Annotated in this window: 25 protein-coding genes and 1 tRNA gene; 18 read left to right on the forward strand and 8 right to left on the reverse strand. The window is 60.2% G+C overall.

Features of this window, described 5'->3' with window-relative positions; genetic code table 11:
- Positions 1 to 94 precede the first annotated feature (94 nt).
- The 3 genes from secA to bspF all read left to right on the forward strand — a co-directional run bounded on the left by secA (position 95) and on the right by bspF (position 5,644).
- On the forward strand, positions 95 to 2,812 hold the full coding sequence (gene secA / locus RDL77_RS18585; RefSeq protein WP_288194177.1) for a preprotein translocase subunit SecA: 2,718 nt from the start codon (positions 95 to 97) through the stop codon (positions 2,810 to 2,812).
- Between the two features lie 136 nt (positions 2,813 to 2,948).
- The gene (locus RDL77_RS18590; RefSeq protein WP_288194179.1) at positions 2,949 to 4,361 is read left to right on the forward strand and encodes a lipopolysaccharide biosynthesis protein; all 1,413 of its coding nucleotides are present in this window, start codon (positions 2,949 to 2,951) and stop codon (positions 4,359 to 4,361) included.
- A complete protein-coding gene (gene bspF / locus RDL77_RS18595) occupies positions 4,361 to 5,644 on the forward strand; it encodes a type IV secretion system effector crotonyl transferase BspF (RefSeq protein WP_223613524.1) in 1,284 nt (427 codons plus the stop codon). Before RDL77_RS18590 ends, bspF begins: the two co-directional genes overlap by 1 nt.
- A gap of 18 nt (positions 5,645 to 5,662) precedes the next feature.
- On the opposite strand, the gene RDL77_RS18600 is transcribed toward bspF, so the two are convergent.
- The 5 genes from RDL77_RS18600 to RDL77_RS18620 all read right to left on the reverse strand — a co-directional run bounded on the left by RDL77_RS18600 (position 5,663) and on the right by RDL77_RS18620 (position 9,105).
- Positions 5,663 to 6,016, reverse strand: a complete 354-nt coding sequence (locus RDL77_RS18600; protein ID WP_105734556.1) for a CAP-Gly domain protein — start codon at positions 6,014 to 6,016, stop codon at positions 5,663 to 5,665.
- A 51-nt stretch (positions 6,017 to 6,067) separates the two neighbouring features.
- Positions 6,068 to 6,304, reverse strand: a complete 237-nt coding sequence (locus RDL77_RS18605) for a BrnA antitoxin family protein (RefSeq protein WP_223613525.1) — start codon at positions 6,302 to 6,304, stop codon at positions 6,068 to 6,070.
- 31 nt (positions 6,305 to 6,335) lie between these two features.
- Positions 6,336 to 7,589, reverse strand: coding sequence for an adenylate/guanylate cyclase domain-containing protein (locus RDL77_RS18610; protein ID WP_223613526.1), 1,254 nt, complete (start codon positions 7,587 to 7,589; stop codon positions 6,336 to 6,338).
- 196 nt (positions 7,590 to 7,785) lie between these two features.
- Entirely contained in the window at positions 7,786 to 8,475 is a 690-nt protein-coding gene (locus RDL77_RS18615; RefSeq protein WP_288194181.1) for an alpha/beta hydrolase, read from the reverse strand.
- Between the two features lie 545 nt (positions 8,476 to 9,020).
- Positions 9,021 to 9,105: transfer RNA gene (locus RDL77_RS18620), tRNA-Leu, on the reverse strand.
- A 281-nt stretch (positions 9,106 to 9,386) separates the two neighbouring features.
- On the opposite strand from RDL77_RS18620, the gene RDL77_RS18625 reads away from it, so the two are divergent.
- A complete protein-coding gene (locus tag RDL77_RS18625; RefSeq protein ID WP_105734551.1) occupies positions 9,387 to 9,977 on the forward strand; it encodes a YqaA family protein in 591 nt (196 codons plus the stop codon).
- A 34-nt stretch (positions 9,978 to 10,011) separates the two neighbouring features.
- Positions 10,012 to 10,518 carry a disulfide bond formation protein B gene (locus tag RDL77_RS18630; RefSeq protein WP_288194183.1) on the forward strand — a complete coding sequence of 169 codons (507 nt, stop codon included), beginning with the start codon at positions 10,012 to 10,014 and terminating at the stop codon, positions 10,516 to 10,518.
- 34 nt (positions 10,519 to 10,552) lie between these two features.
- Here the strand turns inward: RDL77_RS18630 and RDL77_RS18635 are convergent, their stop codons facing one another.
- Complete coding sequence (locus RDL77_RS18635; protein WP_223613530.1) at positions 10,553 to 11,110, reverse strand: HNH endonuclease; 558 nt, start codon at positions 11,108 to 11,110, stop codon at positions 10,553 to 10,555.
- A 109-nt stretch (positions 11,111 to 11,219) separates the two neighbouring features.
- Entirely contained in the window at positions 11,220 to 11,864 is a 645-nt protein-coding gene (locus RDL77_RS18640; RefSeq protein ID WP_288194186.1) for a DNA-3-methyladenine glycosylase, read from the reverse strand.
- A gap of 73 nt (positions 11,865 to 11,937) precedes the next feature.
- Between RDL77_RS18640 and gluQRS the strand changes: the two genes are divergently transcribed.
- Both gluQRS and RDL77_RS18650 read left to right on the forward strand, forming a co-directional pair.
- Positions 11,938 to 12,828 carry a tRNA glutamyl-Q(34) synthetase GluQRS gene (gene gluQRS, locus RDL77_RS18645; protein WP_288194187.1) on the forward strand — a complete coding sequence of 297 codons (891 nt, stop codon included), beginning with the start codon at positions 11,938 to 11,940 and terminating at the stop codon, positions 12,826 to 12,828.
- Between the two features lie 185 nt (positions 12,829 to 13,013).
- Entirely contained in the window at positions 13,014 to 13,898 is an 885-nt protein-coding gene (locus RDL77_RS18650) for a DMT family transporter (protein ID WP_288194188.1), read from the forward strand.
- On the opposite strand, the gene RDL77_RS18655 is transcribed toward RDL77_RS18650, so the two are convergent.
- The gene (locus tag RDL77_RS18655; protein WP_223613534.1) at positions 13,865 to 14,719 is read right to left on the reverse strand and encodes a YihY/virulence factor BrkB family protein; all 855 of its coding nucleotides are present in this window, start codon (positions 14,717 to 14,719) and stop codon (positions 13,865 to 13,867) included. The genes RDL77_RS18650 and RDL77_RS18655 overlap by 34 nt on opposite strands.
- A gap of 116 nt (positions 14,720 to 14,835) precedes the next feature.
- Here RDL77_RS18655 and RDL77_RS18660 point away from each other — a divergent pair, with 116 nt between their 5' ends.
- The 11 genes from RDL77_RS18660 (at position 14,836) to RDL77_RS18710 (ending at position 24,941) form a co-directional block, all read left to right on the forward strand.
- Positions 14,836 to 15,669 (forward strand): SDR family oxidoreductase, encoded by an 834-nt coding sequence (locus RDL77_RS18660; RefSeq protein WP_288194189.1) that lies wholly within the window; start codon positions 14,836 to 14,838, stop codon positions 15,667 to 15,669.
- Positions 15,670 to 15,697: 28 nt separating this feature from the next.
- Complete coding sequence (locus tag RDL77_RS18665) at positions 15,698 to 15,895, forward strand: twin transmembrane helix small protein (RefSeq protein ID WP_105734544.1); 198 nt, start codon at positions 15,698 to 15,700, stop codon at positions 15,893 to 15,895.
- 14 nt (positions 15,896 to 15,909) lie between these two features.
- Positions 15,910 to 16,491 carry a cob(I)yrinic acid a,c-diamide adenosyltransferase gene (locus RDL77_RS18670; protein WP_288194191.1) on the forward strand — a complete coding sequence of 194 codons (582 nt, stop codon included), beginning with the start codon at positions 15,910 to 15,912 and terminating at the stop codon, positions 16,489 to 16,491.
- Between the two features lie 17 nt (positions 16,492 to 16,508).
- Positions 16,509 to 17,270, forward strand: coding sequence for a rhomboid family intramembrane serine protease (locus RDL77_RS18675; protein ID WP_223613537.1), 762 nt, complete (start codon positions 16,509 to 16,511; stop codon positions 17,268 to 17,270).
- Positions 17,271 to 17,632: 362 nt separating this feature from the next.
- Entirely contained in the window at positions 17,633 to 18,382 is a 750-nt protein-coding gene (locus RDL77_RS18680; RefSeq protein WP_288194192.1) for an electron transfer flavoprotein subunit beta/FixA family protein, read from the forward strand.
- A 21-nt stretch (positions 18,383 to 18,403) separates the two neighbouring features.
- Positions 18,404 to 19,333 carry an electron transfer flavoprotein subunit alpha/FixB family protein gene (locus RDL77_RS18685; RefSeq protein ID WP_288194193.1) on the forward strand — a complete coding sequence of 310 codons (930 nt, stop codon included), beginning with the start codon at positions 18,404 to 18,406 and terminating at the stop codon, positions 19,331 to 19,333.
- A gap of 100 nt (positions 19,334 to 19,433) precedes the next feature.
- Complete coding sequence (locus RDL77_RS18690; protein WP_223613540.1) at positions 19,434 to 20,315, forward strand: 3-hydroxybutyryl-CoA dehydrogenase; 882 nt, start codon at positions 19,434 to 19,436, stop codon at positions 20,313 to 20,315.
- 185 nt (positions 20,316 to 20,500) lie between these two features.
- Positions 20,501 to 21,541: a TerC family protein gene (locus RDL77_RS18695; protein ID WP_223613541.1), complete on the forward strand. Its 1,041-nt coding sequence runs from the start codon at positions 20,501 to 20,503 to the stop codon at positions 21,539 to 21,541.
- Between the two features lie 21 nt (positions 21,542 to 21,562).
- On the forward strand, positions 21,563 to 22,201 hold the full coding sequence (locus RDL77_RS18700) for an exopolysaccharide biosynthesis protein (protein WP_223613542.1): 639 nt from the start codon (positions 21,563 to 21,565) through the stop codon (positions 22,199 to 22,201).
- 2 nt (positions 22,202 to 22,203) lie between these two features.
- The gene (locus RDL77_RS18705; protein WP_223613543.1) at positions 22,204 to 22,680 is read left to right on the forward strand and encodes a YaiI/YqxD family protein; all 477 of its coding nucleotides are present in this window, start codon (positions 22,204 to 22,206) and stop codon (positions 22,678 to 22,680) included.
- Positions 22,681 to 22,991: 311 nt separating this feature from the next.
- On the forward strand, positions 22,992 to 24,941 hold the full coding sequence (locus RDL77_RS18710) for a DEAD/DEAH box helicase (RefSeq protein ID WP_288194195.1): 1,950 nt from the start codon (positions 22,992 to 22,994) through the stop codon (positions 24,939 to 24,941).
- Positions 24,942 to 25,081: the final 140 nt, after the last annotated feature.

Raw genomic sequence — 25,081 nt, forward strand, 5'->3', positions numbered from 1 at the left:
CTCAGTGTCCGTATTGTATCAGGCATTCTCCATGCCCGGCTTCGGACCCTAAAAGCTAGGTTTTCCTAGCGAAACGAACAAGAGAGGACCAGGGATGGTCAGTTTCGGCGGCCTCGCCCGCAAGATTTTCGGCTCTTCCAATGAGCGCCGTGTCAAAGGCTTCAAGCCGCGCGTTGAACAGATCAATGCGCTCGAAGCTGAAATGTCGTCACTCACTGACGAGGAATTGAAGGCAAAGACGGTGGAATTCCGTGCAAGCCTTGCCAGCGGAACCAAGCTTGACGATCTGCTCGTGCCGGCCTTTGCCGTTGTGCGTGAAGCGGCCAAGCGTGTTCTCGGCATGCGCCCCTTCGACGTGCAGCTCATCGGCGGCATGGTCCTGCACGGCGGCGGCATCTCGGAAATGCGCACCGGTGAAGGCAAGACGCTGGTGGCGACCCTGCCGGTCTACCTCAATGCGCTGGAAGGCAAGGGCGTTCACGTCGTCACGGTCAACGACTATCTCGCCAGCCGCGACGCGCAGTGGATGGGCCAGCTCTACAACTTCCTCGGGCTCAGCTACGGCATCATCGTGCATGGCCTTGATGACGAAGAGCGCAGCACCGCCTACGCCGCCGACATCACCTACGCCACCAACAACGAACTCGGCTTCGACTATCTGCGCGACAACATGAAATATGAGCGCGCGCAGATGGTGCAGCGCGGTCACAACTACGCGATCGTCGACGAAGTGGATTCGATTCTTGTCGACGAAGCCCGCACGCCGCTGATCATTTCCGGTCCGCTCGATGACCGCTCGGATTTCTACAATCTCATCGACACATTCATTCTGCCGCTTGAGCCGGTCGACTACGAAATCGACGAGAAGCAGAAGACCGCGATCTTCACCGAAGAAGGCACGGAAAAGCTGGAAAACCTTTTGAAGGCCGCCGGCCATCTGAAGGGCGAAGGTCTCTACGACATCGAGAACGTTGCCGTGGTCCATCACGTCAACAATGCCCTGCGCGCCCACAAGCTGTTCCAGCGCGACAAGGACTATATCGTCCGCAACGACGAAATCGTCATCATCGACGAGTTCACCGGCCGCATGATGCCGGGCCGCCGTTTCTCGGAAGGCCTGCACCAGGCACTGGAAGCCAAGGAACATGTGACGATCCAGCCGGAAAACCAGACCCTGGCCTCGATCACCTTCCAGAACTACTTCCGCATGTACAACAAGCTGGCCGGCATGACCGGTACGGCATCGACGGAAGCGGAAGAATTCGGCAATATTTACGGCCTGGAAGTCACGGAAATCCCGACCAACAATCCGGTCAAGCGCATTGACGAGGATGACGAGGTCTACCGGACGGTCGAGGAAAAATACAAGGCGATCGTTCGCGACATCCACGAAGCGCGCGCCAAGGGCCAGCCGGTTCTCGTCGGCACCACGTCGATCGAGAAATCGGAACAGCTGGCCGAGCGCCTGCGCAAGGAAGGCTTCAAGGACTTCCAGGTCCTGAACGCCCGCTATCACGAGCAGGAAGCCTATATCGTCGCCCAGGCCGGTGTCCCCGGCGCCATCACCATTGCCACCAACATGGCTGGCCGCGGTACCGACATTCAGCTCGGCGGCAATTTCGAGATGCGCGTCAAGCACGAGCTCGCGGATATGGCCGAGGGCGAAGAGCGCAAGTCCAAGGAAGCCGCCATCCGCGAAGATATCGCCCGCCTGAAGGAGAAGGCTCTTGCCGCCGGCGGTCTCTACGTGCTGGCCACCGAGCGCCATGAAAGCCGCCGTATCGACAATCAGCTGCGCGGCCGTTCCGGCCGTCAGGGCGATCCGGGCCGGTCAAAGTTCTTCCTGTCGCTGCAGGATGACCTCATGCGCATTTTCGGTTCCGAGCGCATGGACGGCATGCTGCAGAAACTGGGCCTGAAGGAAGACGAGGCCATCGTCCATCCCTGGATCAACAAGGCCCTGGAAAAGGCGCAGAAGAAGGTCGAAGCCCGCAACTTTGACATCCGCAAGAACCTGCTGAAATACGATGACGTGATGAATGATCAGCGCAAGGTGATCTTCGAACAGCGTCTCGAACTGATGGACGGGACGGATCTGAGCCAGACCACCGCGGAAATGCGCGAAGACGTGGTCGATGACCTGATCCAGCGTCATGCCCCTGAAGGCGCCTATGCCGAACAGTGGACCGTGAAGCAGCTGGATGAGGATGTCCGCACCATCCTCAATCTCGACCTGCCGATCACCGACTGGGCGAACGAAGACAATATTGCTCCGGAAGACCTGCGCGAACGGCTGTTTGAAGCCGTCGAAAAGGCTGCTGGCGACCGTGCCGAGCGTTTCGGCCCGGAAATCATGGCCTATGTCGAGAAATCGGTCATCCTGCAGACCATGGATGCGCTGTGGCGCGAACATCTGGTCAATCTCGACCACCTGCGCTCGGTCGTCGGCTTCCGCGGCTACGCGCAGCGCGATCCGCTCAACGAGTACAAGACAGAAGGTTTTGAACTCTTCCAGACGATGCTGACCAATCTTCGCCAGAACGTGACGACGCAGCTGATGCGCGTCGAGATCGTGCGCGAGGCCGCCGAAGCGCCGTCGCCGGAACTGCCGCCCATGGAAGTTCACCATTTTGACGGCCTGACCGGCGAGGATGATTTCGGCGATACGGCCGTGCTCGAAGACCTGCGCGTCGTGAGCCCGGAGGAACGCGATCCGAACAATCCGAAGACCTGGGGCAAGATCGGCCGCAACGAGGCCTGCCCCTGCGGATCGGGTAAAAAATACAAGCATTGTCACGGCTCGTTCGCCTGACACGCCCACAGAAGGCCGCGTCCAACGACGCGGCCTTCTGCTTTTTTCGAACCCGTTGCAACTGTCGGTCTGGCCGAACGTTTTTTAAACGTTTACGGACTATATCTCCTTGGAATGCCAACAGGTGGAGCTGCGCGTGCGATTTTCTGCGGTAACGACTGCAGACCGATTTTTACCGGAAAAGCTGTCACTGCGTCTTCGTCCCTGGTTATCGCGCCTGGATCAGTTGCTTGACGGCTCGAACGAACACGCCGTTGCCCAGCGCGTCTCCCTGATTGCCTTCCTCGTCCGCGTGATCAGCGCGGGCATTGCCCTGATTTCCCAGGTGATCTTTGCCCGCTGGATGGGCCCGTTCGAATACGGCATCTTCGTTCTCGTGTGGGTGACGGTCGTCATCCTCGGAAACCTGTCCTGCCTCGGCTTCCAGACCACCGTCATCCGCTTCGTACCGGAATATCTGGAGCGCAGGCAATACGACCTTTTGCGCGGGATTTTGTTCACCAGCAAGACATTTGCGGTCAGTATGACCACCGGCATTGCCCTGGCCGGTGCCGTTCTCATCTACGCCTTGCGTGACCTGATCGAGACCTACTACATCGCGCCGTTCCTCGTCGGGCTGATATGCCTGCCCATGATTGCCCTTGGCGATACGCTTGATGGAACGGCGCGCTCGCGCTCATGGGTGCTGGTTGCCCTGACCCCGACCTATATCATCCGTCCCGTCCTGACCCTCGTGGTCATGAGCATCGCCCATATCAGCGGTCTGGCGCCGACGGCCATGACGGCTCTCGGCTCCGCCGTTATTGCGACCTATGCGACATCGGTTCTGCAGTTCTTCGCCGTGCGCAAGCGCTTCGGCGGCGTCGTGCCGCCCGGCCCCCGCGCTATCCATTTCCGCGACTGGCTCGCCGTGTCCTTGCCGATCTTTCTGGTCGAGGGGTTCTTTTTTCTTTTGACCAATGCCGACGTCCTGATGGTCGGGCGCTACATGGATCCCGACAAGGTCGCCACCTACTATGCCACCGTCAAGCTGCTTGCCCTGGTGCATTTCGTCTACTTCTCGGTGAAGGCGGGCGCGGCCCAGCGCTACTCGGAGTTGATGCAGAATTTCGACCATACCCGGCTCGAACAGTTTGCCCGGGACACGGCGCGCTGGACGTTCTGGCCGTCGCTGGCCATGGCCATTGTCCTGCTGGTTCTGGGCGAGCCGTTGCTGTGGCTTTTCGGTGCACAGTTCACCGAAGGTTATCCGCTGCTGTTCATCATGGTGATCGGCGTGGTGGCGCGCGCTTCGGTCGGACCGGCCGAAAGTCTTTTGAACATGGCGGGAAAGCAGAAAATCTGCGCCATCGTTTACGCGATTACCCTGGTCGTTAATATTTGTCTCAGCATTTTTATGATACCACGGTACGGCCTTGCAGGCGCAGCCTGCGCCACGGCCGCCTCGATGGTGTTTGAAGCGCTTGTTCTGGCGTTGACCGTTTACAACCGTCTCAACATCACAATGTTTGTTTTCGCCGGCAGGAATCCTGCCAAGGAAGAGATCTGATGGCTGCAATACCGCTTCTCGAAGAACTGGCCGGCGGCCCGTCCTCGCAGATCATTTCGCAGCTGGCCGGCTTCGAATCGCGCGATGCGGCCAAGCAGATTGAGGAAACCCTGGGAAGCCGCGGCGTGCCGCGCAAATTGTCCGTCTATTCCGCTTCCGCCGGATTCGATCTTTCGGAGGAGCTGGAACACCTCGCCTACCGGACCATCGAACCGAACGTCTTCTTCAATCCGCGTTTCCTGGCGCCTGCCATGCCCCGCCTCGATGACCGTCAGGTGCGCTTCATGGTCGTGCGCGACGAGAATGACGTGAAGAGCCGCCTGCGCTTCCTGATGCCCTATACGATCGAGCGTCCCGGCTTTACCTTTTCCGCATCGATCCTGCGGGCCTGGGCCACGCCGTTCGGGCCGCAGGGCACCCCGCTGATTGACCGCGACGATCCCGTCGGCGTCCTCAACGACCTCTTCGATATGCTCGCGCGCAAACATCTCAAGTTTCCGGAAGTTCTGGTGTTGCCCGATCTTCTCCTCAACCGTCCCGTCGCCCAGCTTTTCCGTTCGGTCGCGCTTGATCGCAACCTGCCCACGACCACCATTGGCACCGTGGAGCGGCCATTTCTGGAAAGCACGCAGGAGGGCGACGCCTATCTGCGCGAAGCGCTGGGAACACGGCACGCCAAGGAATACAGGCGGTTGTGGCGGCGTCTGGCGGAACAGGGCAAGCTGACCTATACGGTCAGCCGCACGGAAGACGATATCCGCGCGCGGCTCGAGGATTTCCTCGCGGTGGAAGCCAGCGGCTGGAAAGGCCAGCGCGGCTCGGCCATGGCGGTCGACCGGTTCCGCGCGGCATTCGCCCGCGAAGCCGTCAACAATCTCGCGGGCCGCGATCTCGCCCGCATCCACACGCTCGAGCTGGATGGCCGGACGATTGCCGTTCTGGTGGTCTTCGTCGAGGCCGGACAGGCATGGACCTGGAAAACGGCCTATGATGAAAACCTTGCCGCCTATTCGCCCGGCGTTCTCCTGATGATCGAGATGCTGAAGAACCACCTGGACGATCCGAACATCGATCGCACGGATTCCTGCGCCGTTCCCGATCATCCCGTTGCATCCCGCCTGTTTCAGGAGCGCGAAAGCATCGGTACGCTGGTGATCGGCCTGACCCCGGCATCGGATCGCGCGGCCCGCCAGGCCGCCTCGCAGATCCATCTCTACCGGCGCACCCAGAACATTGCCCGTATCGTCCGCGAACGGTTGCGTGGACTGACCGGCCGGAAATGATGCAGGCCTGCATAAGGCCTACACCTTTTCCTTCTTTTTCACGGGCGCAGGCTTTTCCGGCTCGACCGGTGCATCCGGCTTGGGCGCCAGAAGCTTGCGCAGGGAACCGATCTTGTCCTTGACCAGCGGACGGAAGCGCGTCGCGCGATAGGGCATGTCGGCCGCGCCATAGCCCTCTGGGCCATCGTCATTGCCGCGATGGATTTCCTCGACCTTGATGCCGACAAACTCGCCATCGACATAGTGCTTGTACATGCCGACCCAGCGCACCGTGTAAATCTGGCCTTTGCGGATCAGCTGATCGATGCTGACATTCTTGAATTTGTCATCAATGCAAACGACCTTCTGGCCAATATAAAAGTCATTCATCATCTCACCTTGGCATATCCGGTTTGGCAATTTGGCGCGTACCGCGTGCCTGCTTCAGGTCTTCTTTTGAACGGCAGCCCGCAAGACATCATTGATACGATCCTGCCATCCGGGCCCATCCGCCTGGAAATGCTCCAGCACGGCGCGATCGATCCGGATCGAAACGAGCTCCTTGGCATGGGGCACCGCCGATGTCTCACGCATAGGGAGAACAATTTTCTTGGCAACCGGCTTGAACAGTGCTTCGGCGGCTGCCATCGGGTTTACCGGCCGGCGCGGGGGATTGGCCATGTGAATTCTCCTCGTTTGTCCAATCACCACATCAGGCTGGAATCTCTGCCACAGTAAGGCAATCGCCGGAGAACGCAAAGACATCAATGGGTTCATCAAGGCCGCGGAGCGCATAGGAGCCCAGATTCTCCATGTTGCATTCGACCCCGGCCAAATCGACAAAGGCTTTCGACAGCAGAACCGGGCGTTTGACCTGCTTGGTCAGGCTTTCCAGGCGCGAGGCAATGTTCACGGCGGGTCCGATGACGGTAAAATCCAGCCGCTTGCGCGAGCCTATATTGCCGTACATGACATCCCCGACGTGAACGCCGATGCCGTAACCCAGCGGCTTGCGCCCTTCCCTGACATGGTCGGCATTCAACGCGGTCATGGCCGCCTGCGCCTCGGCGATGGCATGCAGCAGATCAGTACAGGCCTTCGGATTGCTCAGCGGGAAGATTGCCAGCAGGCCATCGCCCATGAATTTGAGGATTTCCCCGCCATATTTTTCGATGGGCTCCGACATCGCATCGAAATAGCCATTGAGCAATTCGATGACATTGTCGCGGGGCCAGGCGTCCGAGATCGCGGTGAAATCGCGCAGGTCGCAGATCAGGATCGCCGCGCCGACGGTCACGCCGCTGCCGCGGGTGGTGGCACCGGCAAGAATCTGCTCGCTGGCATGCGGCCCGACATAGGTTTCGAGCAGCGTGCGGGCGAAGCGGTTCTTGAGCCGGATCTCGCTGACCAGCGCCAGGGCGGGAAGCAGGTCCGCCAGAACAGCCATATGATCATCGCCGAAGCCGCCCGGCCGGTCCGTGGCGAAGGTCACCACATGCCGCTTGCCAAGGGTGTGCTCCAGCGGCCAGGCCACGTAGTCCGTCAGCCCCTCGGCGCGCAGTTCGCCCACCACCGAATATTCCTGCCCGGTGTCACCGGCCTGGTCAAAGTGCAACCGGACTTCATCGGCCCCCTCGGAAATGTCGTTGAGCGGGCTGTTCAGATATTCGGCAGTCTGCTCGGCCCCGTATTCGAATGTACGGATTTCCGCCTCGGCGGCACCGCGCCTCCACAGAATGCGGGCACCGCGCCATTGCGGGTGCTGTATCCTCAGATGCAGCGACATCCGGGCAACGGGCACGCCCGCATCCACGAGCCGTTCGCCCATCTCGACCAGGATATTGTCGATGAAGCGCTGATTGCGCGTCTCGATCATCAGCCAGTCGAGCAGTTCACTGCGTTGAGCCGGCCAGGTGCCGCCGCCCGTACCGGGCGAGGTCACCTTCAAATTCACCAAAGATTGCATTGCAATACCCCGTCATGATCACGTCTGCACACGATCTGGAATGACGGCGCCACGGCACGGCCGCCAGATCGGAACGCCAAGGCTTATGTGGTTGGTCCTTGCATCGATTATAAGGGGTTGCAAGCGCCGTGCATAGAACGCAAAAGCCTCCGCATTCCGACGGGGATGCGGAGGCTGGCACGCGCGACAGTTCAGGCTATTGATACGTTGCAGCCTCATCGATGAGGGCCGCGACCTCGACCGGCTTCGAGGCCAGCGATGCGTGGCTTGCCTTCAGCGTGATCACCTTCTTCGCCCCGAGACGGCCGGACATCCAAGCCTGATTGGCGGGATGGATCATGTGGTCGTCACTCGAAATCTGGTACCAGCTGTGCTTCGACTTCCATGCCGGATTGGTGATTTCATTGCCGAAGGTGCTGGCGAGCGGCGCCTTCTGGGTTACACCCATGACGAGGCCCTCATCCGCCGTCAGGTCCTGGCAGAAGCTTTCGTGGAATTTGTCCTGCTTTACCCAGAGATAGCCGTCGCTGTCGGGTGCGAGATTGGCGGCGCCGAGCGGCGGATTCTTCTGGGTGATCCCGCCCGGACTCTCACCGGCATCGGGCGCAAAGGCGGCGATATAGACCAGGCCCGCCACATTCGGATGGTTGCCGGCTTCCGTGATGACGGCCCCGCCATAGGAATGGCCCACCAACAGCACCGGGCCGCTTTCCTGCGCGATCATCTTGCGGGTGCGCTCGGCATCATCCGCCAGGGACGTCAATGGCAATTCAACAGCTTTCAGCGAGGTATGGCCAAGCCGCTTCAGTTCTACAATGACTTTGCTCCAGTGGGCGGCCCCACCCCAAAATCCATGCACGAGAATGATCGTCGGAGTCTGTGTCATCAGCGTTCTCCCTTGATTCAAAAAGCAATCAAAAATGGCACGCCGAGCCAAAGTTCAACGTCTGGTCGACGCCTCCAGAACTAACCATATTCCGCCGGGTGCAACAATTCCGGGACGCTTCACTTTGTATTTATGTCGATGAAGCGGCGGGGCGCGGACATGCCACGTCAGCGATTTCGGCTATGAGACTTATCGTCTGCTCCGGTCAATCTACAAAACCGGAGCAGCCGTATGCGCTATTTTTGAGGGATCAATACTGATAGGAGGAAATAGGCAATGGCCGCATGAAGAAATATGAGGCAGCCAGTCAAGATAACCACGGAAATCGCAAACCTTCTATGCGTACGACTACTTATGGTCTGCTATCGAAATTCGGTTGCCTGCCTCATTGGATTTTGGCAAACACCCCTTACTCGTGGGAAAGCAGATGCGCAGCTTATACTGGAGCAGAACGAGGCTTCCAGAAGTCCAACTCAAAAACGCGGTAAAAAAGTGGGACAAAAACCACTAAAAAAGACAGTAAAAGCCATGCGTGATTTTTGGGATGGTGCCCCCTGCCGGAATCGAACCAGCACTCCTCTCGGAACCTGATTTTGAGTCAGGCGCGTCTACCAATTCCGCCAAGGGGGCCGCAATGTGCACCGGCCGCGGGCGAACCACAGCCGTCAAAGCCAAATACAGGCAGACCCCACGCCGGTCAACACCATTCCAACGTTTTCTGGCGGGATAACATCTCTGTGTGTTGCGAAGGCTGACACCGCCCGCTACAGCCGATTTGCAGCCCGGAAAGCCCGGCCGCAGCATGCCAGATCGTCAACCGCACACAATTTCCATAGAAACGATTCCGTTTTTCCCGGGCATGGGGTAAGGATCGCCAGCTTTATCGAACCGACACCCACAGGAATCACGCCATGCTGCGCAGACTTTATGATTGGACAATGTCACTGGCCGCGCGCAAATCGGCTGAGGTCTGGCTGGCGTTCATTGCCTTTGTCGAAAGCTCGGTCTTCGTCGTTCCTGCCGACGTGCTCTATCTGCCCATGGCGCTGGCACGGCCTGAGCGCGCCTACCGCTACGCGCTTGTTGCCACGATCTTCTCGGTGCTGGGCGGTATCGCCGGATGGTTTCTCGGCCATTATGCCTATGAAGCCCTGGCCAAGCCCGTGCTCGAATTCTACGGCAAGCTCGACGCCTTCGAGCAGATGCGCGGCTCGACCAGCGCCGACATGATCCTCCTGCTGCTGATCACATCCGGCCTTGCCCATTTGCCGCCGATGAAGATCGTGACGATCCTGTCGGGCGCGGCCAATGTCAACATCTGGCTGTTCATCGTTTCCGCAGTGATCACGCGCGGCGCCCGCTTCTTCTTTCTCGCCTGGCTTTTGCGCCGTTACGGCGAGCCGATCCGCCATTTCATCGAAAAGCGCCTGGGCCTGATCGCGGCAGCGGCGGCGGCCGTGCTAATCCTGCTTTACGCCATACTGCACTATTACAGCTCCTGAACGATCCAATCTGAATGAGGATGTCAGACCCATCATGACGACGACCCGCTCTTCGCCGCATCTCAAGACAGCGGTTTTCCTGCTCCTTGCCATGATCGTCACCGTGGGCTCGGCGCTTGGCTTCCAGTATATCGGCGGCTATCTCCCCTGCAAATTGTGCCTTGAGCAGCGCTTTCCCTACTATGCGGGCATTCCGCTGATGGCACTCGCCGTGCTTGCGGCGGCCCTTCGCTGGCCTGCGGCCCTCACGCGCACGCTTCTGGCGCTCGGCGGCATCCTGATGCTGATCGGGCTGGGCCTTGCGGTGTTCCACTCCGGTGTCGAATGGAAGTTCTGGCCGGGACCGACCGATTGCACGGCGGTCAGCATGTCGATCACCACCAATGCCGGCAACCTCCTGAATGACATGAATGCGATCCATCCGCCCGCATGCGATACGGCGGCCCTGCGTGTGCTTGGCCTGTCCTTTGCCGGCTGGAATGCGATTGCCAGCCTGATCCTCGCGCTCATCGCCTTTCGCGGTGCAAAAAAGGCGGCCTGACGCCGCCTTTGCCGGATACAATGGAACTGGGGTCCTATGGCTCCAGTTCGACATCCCAGTAGAGATAATCCATCCAGCTTTCATGCAGATGGTTCGGCGGGAACAGCCGGCCATTATTGTGCAGGTCATGCACAGTCGGCGCAAAAGGCTTCTGCCGCGGCCACATCTTGGCCTTGTCCGGCATCAAGCCGCCCTTGCGCAGATTGCAGGGCGAACAGGCTGCAACGACATTTTCCCAGATCGTGGCACCGCCGGCGCAACGGGGCGTCACGTGATCGAAGGTCAGATCATCCTCCGACCCGCAATACTGGCATTCGAACCGGTCGCGCAGGAAAACATTGAATCGCGTAAAGGCAGGCGTGCGCGACGGCTTGATATAGGTTTTGAGGGAAACGACGCTCGGTACCCGCATTGCGAACGAGGGGGAGGAAACCTCATACTCGTATTCGGCAACGATATTCACACGGTCAAGGAAGACCGCCTTGATCGCGTCCTGCCAGGACCACAGCGACAAGGGATAATAACTGAGCGGACGGTAGTCCGCATTGAGTACCAGGGCCGGTAACCCGTCCGGCGAGACGGCTATTGTCAAGGAATCACCTCCCAGTCCAACCATCAGGCCCCATTATTGTAAGCTCGAGGTGACAGGAATGTGAAGCGCCATTGCATCGCAGGCTGCGAAAAACCCCGTTATTTCAACTTCATCCAACCGGTGTGCCATCCCGGCCACGGGTTGCGGCGTAATAAGCCCAGAAAAGCCGGGCCGCGACACCCCTCCACGGCGACCAGCGCTCCGCCAAAAGACGCAGGGATTTCGAATCAGGTTTCACTGATTCGGCATAGGCATGGGCATAGGCGTGCTGCAGGGCAACGTCGCCGGACGGGAAAACATCCGCATGCCCGGCCGCAAACAGGAGATAGACTTCCGCCGTCCACGGCCCGATGCCCTTCACATTGGTCATCACAGCCATGGCCTCGTCGATGGGGCGGTCGCACAGGTCGAACAGATCAAGCTCTCCGGCCATGATCGCCTCGCTGATCCGGGCCAGCGTCGCCTGCTTGGCGCGCGAAAGACCCGCCAAGCGCCAGGCCTCCTCCCCCGCCCTGATGTAGTTTTCCGGGGTCAGCGGATCGACATGCTGGATCAGCCGCTTCCAGATCGAATCGGCACTGGCCTTCGATACCTGCTGCGAGACGATGACCGAGGCAAGGCTCTCGAAACCCGGCGCCCGCCGCCGCAGCGGCAACGGCCCTGCCCGCTCGGCAATCGCCGCCAGTTCGGGGTGTGCCGCCAGGAGGGCCGTCAGCCCTTCCGCAACATCGTCAAGCGTGTCTATTCTGCGCATGGAACCGTTCACTTTTCATCTCGGAACAAACACCGTATCAATCGACAAGGTCCTCACGCAAGAATCCCAGTTCATGACTGTCCCGGTTTTCCGCTTTGCTCCCAGTCCCAATGGCCACCTGCATCTCGGCCATGCCTATTCCGCCCTGCTCAACCGGCAGATGGCGCAGGCGGCCGGCGGGCGGCTTCTGCTGCGCATGGAGGATATCGACCGCGAGCGCTGCACGCCCGAACTCGAAGCCGCCATGCAGGCGGATCTGCACTGGCTGGGACTTGACTGGGAAACGCCAGTGCGCCGCCAGTCGGAGCATTTCGGCGTCTACCGGGATGTGCTCGACCGCCTCATCCGCATGGACCTGGTATACCCCGCCTTCCTCAGCCGCGGCGACATCAAACGGGAAATGCAGAAAGCCACGGCCAAGGGGCTGGTATGGCCGCACGATCCGGACGGCGCGGCGCTTTATCCCGCAATCGAGCGAACGATTTCCAAACGGGAGCGCCAGCGGCGCATGGATGACGGGCAGCCGTTTTCATGGCGGCTCCACATGGACCGCGCGCTTGCGCACGTGGGGGAACCTTTATTCTGGCATGAAACGGCGGATGGCGGGTCCGATATCGCAGCCCGGCCGCAGGATTGGGGCGACGTCATCATCGCCCGCAAGGACATGCCGACCAGCTATCACCTCTCCGTCGTCATCGACGATGCGCTGCAGGGCGTCAGTCATGTGGTGCGCGGCAGGGATCTATTCCAGGCCACCGGCATCCACCGCCTGCTGCAGACCATCCTCGGACTGCAACCACCGATCTATCACCATCACAGGTTGATCCTCGATCACGACGGCCAGAAACTGTCCAAGAGCCGCAGGGATACCTCGCTGCGCTCCTTGCGCGCGGCAGGGGTGACGCGGGAAGACATCATCGGCCTGGCCGGATTGCCAGTGCGTGGTTCGACAAGCTCACCATGAGGGATGTGGTTTGGTTGCAATGCCAATCGCAATGGTTACAGAATATAACTGCCTGCAATCCACACCCTCCCTCATGGTGAGCTTGTCGAACCACGCACGAATGCGATCTTAAAACAACATCTGGCTGCAGGACCGGCGTTCGTATAAACCTGCATCACAACTCATCCCGTGATCCGGTCCCCATCATGCCCGTCCGTTATTTTCCCGCCCTGTTCGTCCTCCTGTGGGCCACCGGCTTCATCGGCGCCCGCTATGCCATGCCCTACATGGAGCCGTTCCTGTTCCTGACGATCCGGTTTGTTATTGCCGGTGCCATTCTCGGCACGTGGGTGGTGCTGGCCGGCAACCATTGGCCGAGCGGGCGCGGCGCCATGCACGCGATCATCGCCGGCTGCCTGATCCACGGCGTCTATCTCGGCGCCGTGTTCTGGGCGATCCACCGCGGCCTGCCCGCAGGCATGTCGGCGCTGGTGGTCGGGCTGCAGCCGCTGATCACGGCACTGATTGCCGGGGCCGTTCTCGGCGAGAAAATCCAGCCGCGTCATTGGGCCGGGCTGGCGGTCGGCTTTGTCGGCGTCGCCATGGTGCTCTGGCCTAAACTGTCGATTTCCGCCGATGGCATCACGCCGGCAACCGTCGGCGCGTCGATCCTTTCGGTGCTGGCCATCAGTGCCGGAACCGTTTGGCAGAAACGCTTTGTCGGCACCATCGACCTGAAGGCGGGCACGACGCTGCAATATCTCGGCGCGGCCGTGCTCACCGGCATCTTTTCGCTGCTGTTCGAAACCCACGCGGTGATCTGGGCCGCGCCTCTCGGCTTCGCGCTGTTCTGGCTGGTCTTCGTGCTGTCGATCGGCGCGGTGCTGCTGCTGATGGTCCTGATCAATCAGGGCGCCGTGTCGAAGGTCGCTTCGCTGTTCTATCTGGTACCCGGCGTGACCGCCCTGATGGCCTATGTGCTTTTCGGCGAAACACTGACGCTGTTCCAGCTGTGCGGCATGGTGGTTGCAACCCTCGGCGTCGCACTGTCGACGGGTCAGAAGCGCTTGGCGACCCTGCCCTCGCGATAGTGGATGATGGCGGCATTGACCTCGGCGCCGATGATGAAAATCGCGGCGATGATATAGAGGAAGACGATTGCCGCCATGATCGAGGCCAGCCCCGCATAGGTCGACACGTAGGATGCGAACGTCTCGAGATAGCTCGCGAAAATCGATGCGCCGACGATCCACGCCAGCAGGGTCACGAGGATGCCCGGCAGGATATCGATGAGCTTGCGCCGCCCCGCCGGCAGCCACAGATGCGCCACCAGCAGCCCGACGATCAGCACGGCGGAAGCAATGCAGTAACGCCAGAAGCCGATGGTGCCGGACAGAACGTCAAGCTCGGGAACCCATTTGCTGGCGATGCGCACCGCCAGCGGCGCCAGCACCAGGAGAAAGCTGATGGCCATGATGCCGACGGTGGCCACGATCACATAGCCCAAGCTTTGCAGGCGGCAATAGATGATCGAGCGTGTATCGACCACCCGGTAGGCGCGGTTGAGTGCGATGCGCAGCGCTTCGATGCCGTTGGAGGCAAAATAGGCGGCTGCGATCACGCTGATGGTCAGAAGCCCGCCGCGCTGGACGTTGAGAACATTGCGCACCTCCTGCGCAATCGGCCGGGCGATCACCTCGGGCCAGGTGTCGAACACCACATGCACCGCCGTATCGGTAAAGGCGCTGGCGCCGAGAAAGCTGGCAAGCGAGGTGGCGAAAATCAGAAACGGAAACAGCGCCAGAATACCCGACAGCGCCACGTGGCTTGCCAGAGCCCAGCCGTCATCCGTGCTGAAATGCCTCAATGTGTCGAAGGTCACCCGCCGGAGAAAAACATATACTCTACGCATTGAAAATGGTTTGTCCCTTTAGTGCGGGTCCGGCCCCTCGTGACATTGCAAGGCGCGGGCGAATATGTGAAGTCTTTTTTTGATTTTACCATTCGGTTTGCAGCAATCGGAAAAGAATGACCAGTTCCAGAACGATTTTGATCACAGGATGTTCCAGCGGCATCGGCGCCCATTGTGCCCGCGCCCTCAAGGCGGATGGCTGGCAGGTCTTTGCAACGGCGCGGCGAAACGAGGATATCGCAGCGCTTCAAGCCGACGGCCTTTCAGCCCATTATCTCGATTATCGCGAACCGGATTCCATCCGGGCGCTCGTTGACGATGTGCTCGCCGCGACCGGCGGCACACTCGATGCGCTTTACAACAATGGCGCCTATGCGTTGCCGGGCGCCGTGGAAGACCTGCCCATCGAAGGCTTGCGCGAACAGTTCGATGCCAATTTCTTCGGCTGGCATGAGCTGACCCGGCACATCGTCCCGGTGATGCGCCGTCAGGGCCATGGGCGAATCGTGCATTGCTCGTCGATTCTCGGGCTCGTGCCGATGAAGTGGCGCGGGGCCTATGTCGCGTCGAAATTCGCGCTGGAAGGCCTGATGCTGGTCCAGCGCATGGAACTTGAAGGCTCCGGCATCCATGTCTCCCTGATCGAGCCGGGACCGATTGCCTCGCGCTTCACCTACAATGCGCTGCAGCAGATCGAGAAATACATCGATGTCGAGAACTCTGTGCATCGCGCGGATTATCAGAAGCAGATTGCCCGCCTGTCGCAGGGCGGCACCAAGTCCCGCTCCAAGCTTGGCCCGGAAGCGGTCTACGCCGTGCTGAAGGACGCGCTGGAAAATCCGCGTCCCAAACCGCATTATCTCGTCACGCGCCCCGCGAAATTTGCGGTTCTTGCCCGCAGATTTCTGTCGTCGCGTGCGCTATACCGCATGCTTGCCGGCCAGTCCTGAAAGCGCTCCGGCCTGAAAAGGAAAAACCATGGATATCATCTTCAAGTTTCTGGCAGTCGTTGCCATTGCCGCCGTCACCGTCGTGCTTCTGATCGGTCTGCGCAACATGATGAAGGGCGGCGATGCCAACTTTTCCAACAAGATGATGCAGCTGCGCATTTTCCTGCAGCTGGTGGCGATCATTCTCATCGTCGGCGCGATTTACTTCCACCGCGCCGCCAGCTGACCGCGGGACAGGCCATGGTCAAGCTCAACAGGATCTACACCAGGACCGGCGATGACGGCACCACCGGGCTCGGCAGCGGCGAGCGCCGCCTGAAGCACGACCTGCGCGTCGAAGCCTATGGCACGGTCGATGAAGCCAATGCCTGCGTGGGGCTGGCGCGGCTGCATACGGCGGAGCAGTTTCCGGAAATCGACGCCATGCTCGCCCGCATCCAGAACGATCTGTTCGATCTCGGCGCCGATCTGGCTACACCCGATACCGGGGAAAAGCTCGCATACGAACCGTTGCGCATTATCGACACCCAGGTCGCGCGCATCGAGGCGGATATCGATCTGTTGAATGAAAAGCTGGCACCGCTGCGCTCCTTCGTCCTGCCGGGCGGATCGGCGGCCTCCGCTGCCTTGCATCTGGCGCGCACGGTGGCAAGGCGTGCCGAACGGCACATGGTGGCGCTGGCGCAAAGGCCTGATGAGGCCGTCACACCAGCCGCGCTCAAATACATCAACCGCGTTTCCGATTTTCTCTTCGTCGCCGCACGAGCCGTCAATGACAATGGCGCGAAGGACGTGTTATGGGTGCCCGGTAAGAACCGCTGAACGGGGGAACGGCGCCGATGTTCATTCCACTCTACGACGCCAACAGCCTCAAATACATCAAACTGCAATATGTCACCCTGGCGCTGATTGCCCTCAATGTCATCATCTTCGGCCTGACGAGCCTCGCCGGGGCAGATTCAAAGACCGCGTCCATCGGCTTTGGCTATATCCCGTCGGTGGCGCACCATATGACGGTGCTGCCGCCGCGATATGATTTCGTGCCGCCCGCTTTCACCTATGTCACCTATGCCTTCCTCCATGCCGATATCTTCCACTTGGGCGGCAACATGCTGTTCCTCTGGGTCTTCGGCGACAATGTCGAGGATGCCATGGGCCATATCAGGTTCCTGATTTTCTACCTGCTCTGCGCTGCCGCCGGCGCTTTCCTGCACGGTACGCTCGACCCGTCTTCCGAGGGGCCGCTGATCGGGGCATCGGCCGCCATCGCCGGCGTGATCACCGCCTATCTGATGCTGCATCCGCGTGTGCGGGTCTGGGTGCTGGCTTTCGGCCGGATACCCCTGCGCATCCCCGCGCTCTATCCGCTCGTCCTCTGGATCGGGCTCCAGTTCGTGATGCTCGTCACCCATGGCGAAGACCGCATTTCCTGGTCCGGCCATGTCGGCGGCATCATTGCCGGCGCCCTGCTCCTCATCCCGTTCAAACGCCGCAGCGTGCCGCTGTTTGACCGGGCGATTGTCTCGCCGCGCGCCGTTATCGTCGACAAGCAGCCGCCGCAAACGCCACCCGAACCGCCTTCACCCCGGTGGGGCCGTTGATCCCGCAAGTTTCAATCGTTTAAGCCCCAATAACAGCAAACTGGATGATTGACCTTTACGTTAGTCATATTTACGGTCCCGCACGATCCTGACACAGCCGCGGTCCGATTCTGACATTTGCACCCCTTTGATACAGGCCATTCAAGCAAATGTCAGAATCAAAGGACCACGGCCAAATGTATGCTTGTAGTGGAACGTGTGAATTTGACATTCGCATCTCTCGCGTGATGTCCAATGGGATGCGAATGTCAAATTCGTTCCACTAATGTGTCGTTTTTTTCACCTCAATGTCGGCATCCGGCAAGCGGGTGCCATTGCCCGGCAGTTAAATCTGTCTGCAGTTCTTATGAGAGGGAGTCCCCATGAAAGTCCTCGTACCGGTAAAGCGGGTAGTCGATTACAATGTGAAGATCAGGGTTAAGGGCGACGGTTCGGGCGTTGAGCTTGCCAACGTGAAGATGTCGATGAACCCGTTCGACGAAATCGCGGTCGAGGAAGCGCTGCGCCTGAAAGAGGCCGGCAAGGTCGAGGAAGTGGTCGTTGTCTCCATCGGACCTGCACAGGCGCAGGAAACCATCCGCACCGCGCTTGCCATGGGTGCCGACCGCGGCATTCTGGTCAAGGTCGACGACATCGTCGAGCCGCTTGCCGTTGCCAAGATCCTCAAGGGCATTGTCGAAGCCGAACAGCCGCAGCTGGTCATTCTCGGCAAGCAGGCCATCGACGACGATGCCAACCAGACCGGCCAGATGCTGTCCGCTTTGCTAGGCTGGAGCCAGGGCACCTTCGCCTCCAAGGTCGAACTCGGCAGCGATACCGCCAAGGTTACCCGCGAAGTCGACGGCGGCCTGCAGACCATCGAAATCAAGCTGCCGGCTATCGTCACGACGGACCTGCGCCTCAACCAGCCGCGCTATGCTTCGCTGCCGAACATCATGAAGGCGAAGAAGAAGCCGCTGGATGAAAAGACCGCGGCCGATTACGGCGTCGACACCAAGCCGCGCCTCAAGGTGCTGAAGACCGAAGAGCCGGGCGGCCGCAAGGCAGGCGTCAAGGTCAAGGACGTTGCCGAGCTCCTCAGCAAGCTGAAGAACGAAGCCGGCGTTCTCTAAGGATCAGGAAAGGAATTTACCATGGCTATTCTTCTTTTTGCCGAACACGACAACGAGACCCTTTCCGACCAGACCGCCAAGGCATTGACTGCGGCGCTCGCCATCGGTTCCGACGTGCATGTCCTGGTTGCCGGCAAGGGCGCCAAGGGCGTTGCCGATCAGGCCGCCAAGCTTGCCGGTGTCAAGAAGGTCCTGCTGGCCGACAGCGACGATCTGGCCAACCGCCTGGCGGAAGCCACCGCGGCGCTGATCGTTTCGATCGCCGGCAATTATGACACGATCATTGCTGCCGCAACCACCAACGGCAAGAACATCCTGCCGCGCGTTGCCGCCCTGCTCGACGTCATGCAGATCTCGGACGTCATCGAGGTCATCGCGCCCGATACGTTCAAGCGTCCGATCTATGCGGGCAATGCCCTGCAGACCGTCCAGGCGACCGATGCCAAGCGCGTCATCACCGTGCGCACCGCCACCTTTGCGGCCGCCGGCGAAGGCGGTTCGGCTCCGGTCGAGACTGTTGCGGCTGCCGCCAATCCGGGCCTGTCCACCTTCATCGAAGCCAAGCTTTCCGGCGGCGACCGTCCGGAACTGACCTCGGCCAGGATCATCATCTCCGGCGGCCGTGCCCTCGGCTCCAACGAGAAGTTCAAGGAAGTCATCCTGCCCGTGGCCGACAAGCTCGGCGCGGCCGTCGGTGCCTCGCGCGCCGCCGTCGATGCCGGTTACGCCCCGAACGACTGGCAGGTCGGCCAGACGGGCAAGGTGGTTGCGCCTGATCTCTACATCGCCGTCGGCATTTCGGGCGCGATCCAGCATCTGGCCGGCATGAAGGACTCCAAGGTCATCGTTGCCATCAACAAGGACGAGGAAGCACCGATTTTCCAGGTCGCCGATTACGGCCTGGTCGGCGATCTTTTCGTCATTCTGCCGGAACTCGAAAAAGCGCTTTGAATTTCATCGCAAGATTGAAATGAATCTGCATGGCCGGGGTAGACGAACGCTACCCCGGCCATTTAGTTTGGTGCTACAAAGAAAAGAAACGGATGGAAACATGGCTGGCTCGATCAAAACTGTAGGCATTGTTGGCGCGGGACAAATGGGCGGAGGAATCGCTCACGTCTGTGCACTGGCCGGATATGATGTTTTGATCCATGACCAGTCCGCCGACCAGCTGGAAAAGGCCATCGCCACCGTCAACGGCAACATGGCCCGGCAGGTTTCCCACGGCAAGCTCGAGGAAGCCGAGCGCGTCAAGGGCATGTCGCGCATCCGTCCGGCCCTGCGCATTGAAGACCTCGCCGGTGTCGATCTGGCCATCGAGGCCGCGACAGAGGATGAGACGGTCAAGCGCAAGATTTTTGCCCAGCTCTGCCCCAACCTCAATCCGGAAGCGATCCTCGCAACCAACACCTCCTCCATTTCGATCACGCGGCTTGCCGCCACCACGGACCGGCCGGAGCGCTTCATCGGCATCCACTTCATGAATCCCGTTCCGGTGATGAAGCTGGTCGAACTGATTCGCGGCATTGCCACGGAAAACGTCACGTTCGAGATCGCGCGCGAATTCGTTACCAGCCTCGACAAGACGCTGACGGTCTCCGAAGATTTCCCGGCCTTCATCGTCAACCGCATCCTGCTGCCGATGATCAACGAAGCCATCTACGTGCTCTACGAGGGCGTGGGCTCGGTCGAAGCCATCGATACGGCGATGAAACTGGGCGCCAATCACCCGATGGGCCCGTTGCAGCTTGCCGATTTCATCGGCCTCGACACCTGCCTGTCGATCATGCAGGTGCTGCATGACGGCCTCGCAGATTCGAAATACCGCCCCTGCCCGCTGCTGGTCAAATATGTCGAAGCCGGCTGGCTGGGGCGCAAGGCCGGGCGCGGCTTCTACGACTATCGCGGCGAGAACCCCGTTCCGACCCGCTAAGGGCGCCAAGCGCCGTTCAATCCGGCGGCCGCGGATTATTTATTTTATTCAAACCCTTGCATTGACCCCTGCCGCTCCCCAATTCAGGCAGAATTGCAGCACCGGGCCCCTCTGGCGAGAGTTACCGGCTCTCTCGTGATGTCGGAGCTGTAATCTGGAACCGATGCCGGCGGATCATTTTTCACATGGAGCTTCTGTTTGTTGATGCCATGGGCAAGCCCCTATGGATGTGGCTTGGCTTTTTTGCCCTTGTTCTTGTGCTTCTCGTCCTCGACCTGGGCGTTCTCAACCGAAAAAATCACGATATAGGCATGCGCCAGAGCCTTTTGCTCTCGGCGTTCTACATCAGTCTCGGCGTCGCCTTCGGCGGCTTCATCTGGTGGGAGCTGGGCAGCGAGTCCGGCATGCAGTACCTCACCGGCTTCGTCGTCGAGAAGAGCCTGGCGATGGACAATATTTTCGTCATCGCCATGATTTTCGGCTATTTCGCCATTCCCAAGCAATATCAGCACCGCGTGCTCGTCTACGGCATTCTCGGCGTTGTCATCCTTCGCGGCATCATGATCGCGGCGGGTGCGGCTATTGTCGAACAATATGAGTGGGTTCTCTATCTCTTTGCCGCGTTCCTGATCATCACCGGCATCCGCATGCTCATGGCCGGCGACGACGAGTTCGATGTCTCGGCCAATCCGGTCTTCAAGTTCATGCGCAAGCGTTTCCGCGTCACCGACGAGCTGCACGGGCAGAAATTCATGATCCGGCGCACCGACCCGCATACGGGCAAGTCGAAGACATGGATTACCCCGCTGCTCCTGGCACTCGTCATGGTGGAACTGGCGGACGTGATCTTCGCGGTGGATTCCATCCCTGCGATTTTTGCCATCACCACCGATCCCTATATTGTCTTCACCTCGAACATCTTTGCGATCCTTGGCCTGCGTGCGCTGTATTTCGCCCTTGCAAGCCTTATCCATCGCTTCGTCTATCTGAAATATGCACTGTCTCTCGTGCTGGTATTCATTGGCGGAAAGATTTTCGTGGCTGACGCATTGGGGCTGGCAAAGATACCGCCGATGTGGTCACTCTCGATCACGCTCGGCATCCTTGCCGCCGGCATTTTCAGTTCGCTCTGGAAGACACGCAACGACGTGCCGGAACCCGAATTAACGATAGATGCAAAACCTGCCTCGACACCCTCTATCGCCGAGACAACGACGAAAGCATAATTGCATCGATGGAGAAGATGAATGAACGCTGACGGAAAACCGTATCATTGGGACCCCTTGGGTGACCCTGCGGAACGGCGTCTGTCCAGCATTCTGGTCAAGATCGGTGAAACAGACGCGGACAGGGTTTCGTTTGACGATATCCTGTCCGCACTTTCCGAACGCAGCTTCGGCGCGCTGCTGATCCTCTTTGCCGCACTCAATCTGGTGCCGCTGCCGCCGGGGTCTTCGACGATCTTCGGCATTCCCCTGATCCTTCTTTCGCTGCAGATGCTGATCGGCCTGGAAAATCCGTGGTTCCCGGCCTTCCTGCGGAAGAAATCCCTGCGCACGGAAACCTATCGCCGTTTTGTCGGCAAGCTTGAACCGCTGCTCATCCGTTTCGAACGGCTGGCCCGCCCGCGCTACTGGCTGCTGCCGCAGGTCGTCATGGAGCGGATCGTCAGCCTTGCAGCGCTGGTCATGGCGCTCATCGTTGTGCTGCCTGTTCCGCTCATCAATCAGTTGCCGGCGCTCAGCATCATCCTGCTCAGCATTGGCCTCGGTGAACAGGATGGCGCATGGCTTGGCACCGGCTTTCTGGTGGCGGCGCTCGCCATCGGCTTTGCCATCGGCCTGGCTGCCTCCGTCGGCCTGGCCGCCCTCCACATCTTCGGTTGAGCATGAACGAGCAGAAAACCATCGCCATCTATGTCGACGCCGACGCCTGTCCGGTGAAAGCCGAGATTTACCGCGTTGCCGAGCGCTACGGCGTCAAGGTCTACGTTGTTTCCAATTCCCTCATGACCATTCCGCGCGATCCGATGATCGAACGCGTTATCGTCAGTGACGGTTTCGATGCGGCCGATGACTGGATCGCCGAACGGGTATCGCGCGGCGATGTGGTGGTGACCGCCGACATTCCGCTGGCCAGCCGTTGTGTGAAGGCCGGGGCCGACGCCATCTCGCCGACCGGCCGCGCTTTCACCGAGGCCTCCATCGGCAACACGCTGGCTACGCGCAACCTGATGGACGAACTGCGCTCGGCCGGCCAGATCACCGGCGGCCCGCGGCCGTTTTCGCCCAAGGACCGCTCCAGCTTTCTCTCCGCGCTGGATCTGGCCATCGTCCGCCTGAAACGGGCCGGATTTGCTGTCTGAGGTTTCTGGCATCAGTAATATGCGTGGTTCGACAGGCTCACCATGAGGGATGTGGTCTGACTGCAAGGCCAATTGCAAATGTTGCAGAATATGGCTCCCTGCAATCCTCCACATCCCTCATGGTGAGCTTGTCGAACCACCACCCACAACGAATTTGCACGGCTCCCCTGCATCGGCTCCCCATGCCCTGCCATTGACGAAATGAGCGATAACCTCTACGAGAGCGCAACAAAGCTATATGCGTGCCGCTCGTGCCCCAACATATGCCGAGCCGAAAACACCAGCCCAAACACGTACTTGAAAGTTCATTAATGACTATTTTCGATTCTATCGCCCCGGCGCTGTCCGGTGCATTGGCAGCCCGTGGTTACGAGACCCTGACGCCGGTGCAGACAGCTGTGCTTGCTCCGGAAGCGGACGGTGCGGACCTTCTCGTCTCCGCCCAGACCGGTTCCGGCAAGACCGTCGCGTTCGGCATTGCCATCGCACCGACGCTGCTCGAAGGCGAAGACCGCTTCACCTCCATCGGCGCACCCTATGCGCTGGTGATTGCCCCGACCCGCGAGCTTGCCCTGCAGGTGCGCCGCGAGCTGGAATGGCTCTACGAGAAGACCGGCGCCCGCATCGCATCCTGTGTCGGCGGCATGGACATGACCAAGGAACGCCGCGCATTGCAGGGCGGCGCCCATATCGTTGTCGGCACGCCCGGCCGTCTGCGCGACCACATCACCCGCGGCTCGCTCGACATGACCGAGCTGCGCGCCGTGGTGCTCGACGAAGCCGATGAAATGCTCGACCTCGGTTTTCGCGAAGACCTCGAATTCATCCTTGGCGAAGCGCCGAAGGAACGCCGCACGCTGATGTTCTCGGCCACGGTGCCGAAACCGATTGCCCAGCTGGCAAAACAGTTCCAGAACGATGCACTGCGCATCACCGCGACCAGCGAAAAGTCCCAGCACAGCGATATTGAATATCACATCATGCCGGTGGCACCGCGTGAGCGCGAAAATGCGATCATCAATGCGCTGCTGTTTTACGATGCCCAGAACACTATCGTGTTCGGTGCGACGCGCGAAGCGGTCAAGCATCTGACCAGCCGCCTGTCCAATCGCGGCTTTTCCGTTGTTTCGCTCTCCGGCGAACTCAGCCAGGCCGAGCGCACCAATGCGCTGCAGGCCATGCGCGACGGCCGTGCCCGCGTTTGCGTGGCCACCGACGTGGCCGCACGCGGCATCGACCTGCCCAATCTCGATCTCGTCATCCATGCCGACCTGCCGACCAACCCGGACACGCTGCTGCACCGCAGTGGCCGTACCGGCCGTGCGGGCCGCAAGGGCATCTGCGTGCTGATCGTGCCGGCCTCGCGCCGCCGTTCGACCGAACGGCTGCTGCAGATGGCAAAGCTCAGCACCACGATGGTGCCGCCGCCGGATGCCGCTGCCATCAACAAGCGCAATCATGACCGCATCCTCAACGATCCGTCGCTGACCGAAGTCATGACCGACGAGGAAGGCGAATACGTCCGCGAGCTTCTCGGCCTGCATTCCGCCGAGCAGATTGCCGCCGCCTATCTGCGCCAGCAGATGGCCGCGCGTCCTGCACCCGAGGAACTGTCAAACACACCAGCCCACGTTCTCGAGCCGATCCGCAAGGGCAGCTATGATGACCGGCCCGGCCGTGGCGACCGGGGTGACCGCCCCGAGCGCGCGCCGCGTTCGGACCGTTTCGAACAGTTCGAGAGCGGTGCCTGGTTCTCGCTCAGCGTCGGCCGCAAGCAGCGCGCCGAGCCGCGCTGGCTGCTGCCGCTGATCTGCAAGGCCGGCGACATTACCAAGACCGACGTCGGTTCGATCAAGATTCTCGAGACCGAAACCCGCTTCGAGATCACGGCGAGCAAGGCCGACGCGTTTCTTGCCCGCATCAAGCAGTACGGCACCGGCGAAAAGGGTGTGAACATCACCCGCAGCGAGGGCGCAGGATCCTCTTCCCCGCGCAGCGATTTCAAGCCGAAGAAAAGCTTTGGCGAAAAGCGCGAATGGGATGACCGCAAGCCGCCCCGCGCCCGCGATGACCACCCGCGTGACGACAAGCCGAAAGCCGACTGGGCAGCCAAGCCCGCCAAGGCCAAGCCGGAAGGCTGGACCGCGGAAAAGCCCGAAAAGGTGAAGAAGCCCAAGGAGCGCAAGCCCGGCGATCCCTCCGGCTTCGACAAGTACAAGGCCAAGAAGGCCCGCAAGGCCGCTGCCGGTCAGCCGGAATAATCAGATCTTCGGATTGAATGAACAATGAACCCGCCGCGGATGAAAATCCCGGCGGGTTTTTTTGCAGGAACATTGTGCGTGGTTCGACAGGCTCACCATGAGGGAGGCTGCATTCTGCAGAGCACTGGATACCCTCATGG

The sequence above is a fragment of the uncultured Phyllobacterium sp. genome, from assembly GCF_902479695.1.
In the GTDB taxonomy this organism is placed as follows: Bacteria; Pseudomonadota; Alphaproteobacteria; order Rhizobiales; family Rhizobiaceae; genus Phyllobacterium; species Phyllobacterium calauticae.

What these genes read in the sequence shown, in the direction of transcription:
- RDL77_RS18685 (WP_288194193.1), top strand. Translation starts at nt 18,404, where the DNA reads ATGGCTATTCTTCTTTTTGCCGAACACGACAACGAGACCCTTTCCGAC.
- RDL77_RS18605 (WP_223613525.1), bottom strand. Translation starts at nt 6,304, where the DNA reads ATGGCCAATCCCCCGCGCCGGCCGGTAAACCCGATGGCAGCCGCCGAA.
- RDL77_RS18610 (WP_223613526.1), bottom strand. Translation starts at nt 7,589, where the DNA reads ATGCAATCTTTGGTGAATTTGAAGGTGACCTCGCCCGGTACGGGCGGC.
- RDL77_RS18690 (WP_223613540.1), top strand. Translation starts at nt 19,434, where the DNA reads ATGGCTGGCTCGATCAAAACTGTAGGCATTGTTGGCGCGGGACAAATG.
- RDL77_RS18630 (WP_288194183.1), top strand. Translation starts at nt 10,012, where the DNA reads ATGACGACGACCCGCTCTTCGCCGCATCTCAAGACAGCGGTTTTCCTG.
- bspF (WP_223613524.1), top strand. Translation starts at nt 4,361, where the DNA reads ATGGCTGCAATACCGCTTCTCGAAGAACTGGCCGGCGGCCCGTCCTCG.
- RDL77_RS18625 (WP_105734551.1), top strand. Translation starts at nt 9,387, where the DNA reads ATGCTGCGCAGACTTTATGATTGGACAATGTCACTGGCCGCGCGCAAA.
- secA (WP_288194177.1), top strand. Translation starts at nt 95, where the DNA reads ATGGTCAGTTTCGGCGGCCTCGCCCGCAAGATTTTCGGCTCTTCCAAT.
- RDL77_RS18660 (WP_288194189.1), top strand. Translation starts at nt 14,836, where the DNA reads ATGACCAGTTCCAGAACGATTTTGATCACAGGATGTTCCAGCGGCATC.
- gluQRS (WP_288194187.1), top strand. Translation starts at nt 11,938, where the DNA reads ATGACTGTCCCGGTTTTCCGCTTTGCTCCCAGTCCCAATGGCCACCTG.
- RDL77_RS18665 (WP_105734544.1), top strand. Translation starts at nt 15,698, where the DNA reads ATGGATATCATCTTCAAGTTTCTGGCAGTCGTTGCCATTGCCGCCGTC.
- RDL77_RS18695 (WP_223613541.1), top strand. Translation starts at nt 20,501, where the DNA reads ATGGAGCTTCTGTTTGTTGATGCCATGGGCAAGCCCCTATGGATGTGG.
- RDL77_RS18710 (WP_288194195.1), top strand. Translation starts at nt 22,992, where the DNA reads ATGACTATTTTCGATTCTATCGCCCCGGCGCTGTCCGGTGCATTGGCA.
- RDL77_RS18600 (WP_105734556.1), bottom strand. Translation starts at nt 6,016, where the DNA reads ATGATGAATGACTTTTATATTGGCCAGAAGGTCGTTTGCATTGATGAC.
- RDL77_RS18650 (WP_288194188.1), top strand. Translation starts at nt 13,014, where the DNA reads ATGCCCGTCCGTTATTTTCCCGCCCTGTTCGTCCTCCTGTGGGCCACC.
- RDL77_RS18705 (WP_223613543.1), top strand. Translation starts at nt 22,204, where the DNA reads ATGAACGAGCAGAAAACCATCGCCATCTATGTCGACGCCGACGCCTGT.
- RDL77_RS18675 (WP_223613537.1), top strand. Translation starts at nt 16,509, where the DNA reads ATGTTCATTCCACTCTACGACGCCAACAGCCTCAAATACATCAAACTG.
- RDL77_RS18655 (WP_223613534.1), bottom strand. Translation starts at nt 14,719, where the DNA reads ATGCGTAGAGTATATGTTTTTCTCCGGCGGGTGACCTTCGACACATTG.
- RDL77_RS18700 (WP_223613542.1), top strand. Translation starts at nt 21,563, where the DNA reads ATGAACGCTGACGGAAAACCGTATCATTGGGACCCCTTGGGTGACCCT.
- RDL77_RS18615 (WP_288194181.1), bottom strand. Translation starts at nt 8,475, where the DNA reads ATGACACAGACTCCGACGATCATTCTCGTGCATGGATTTTGGGGTGGG.
- RDL77_RS18680 (WP_288194192.1), top strand. Translation starts at nt 17,633, where the DNA reads ATGAAAGTCCTCGTACCGGTAAAGCGGGTAGTCGATTACAATGTGAAG.
- RDL77_RS18640 (WP_288194186.1), bottom strand. Translation starts at nt 11,864, where the DNA reads ATGCGCAGAATAGACACGCTTGACGATGTTGCGGAAGGGCTGACGGCC.
- RDL77_RS18670 (WP_288194191.1), top strand. Translation starts at nt 15,910, where the DNA reads ATGGTCAAGCTCAACAGGATCTACACCAGGACCGGCGATGACGGCACC.